Here is a 402-nt window from a genome sequence, read left to right as displayed (position 1 = left end):
AGACCGTGCTCGAGGAGCGCGGCTGGACCGACGCCTTCCTCACGGGCGAAGAATTCACCTCGTTCGTCGACGAGAACATCGTCGACGTGTCGGGGACGCTGAAGAACATCGGGTTGGTCTCGTGACGACCACCGAGACACCAGGGGCGGACACCGTCCGCCCCCGGTGGGGCGCCGCGCGCATCGGCAACGCGATCTTCGCGAGCGTCGTGTTCAGTCTCGGCGTCTTCGCGCTGGTCGGAGCCTTCGCCATCCGCGTCCCCGCAGGTCAGGCCATCGGCCCGCAGGTGTTCCCCTTCGCCGTGGCGGTGATCCTGCTCGGCTCCGGTGCAGCGCTGGTGATCTCGGCCCTCCGGGGCCAGGTGGCGCCGCGCGAAGAAGGCGAAGACATCGACCCGGATGC

General features: G+C 68.9%; 1 pseudogene. It reads left to right on the top strand.

Annotated elements, in window-relative coordinates:
• Positions 1 to 121: 121 nt before the first annotated feature.
• Positions 122 to 402: pseudogene (locus ARTB_RS21420) on the top strand (tripartite tricarboxylate transporter TctB family protein); the annotation flags it as partial.

Origin of the sequence: Arthrobacter humicola, from assembly GCF_022803015.1 — a bacterium.
Taxonomy (GTDB): Bacteria; Actinomycetota; Actinomycetes; order Actinomycetales; family Micrococcaceae; genus Arthrobacter; species Arthrobacter humicola_A.
This window is presented reverse-complemented; position numbering and strand designations above follow the sequence as displayed.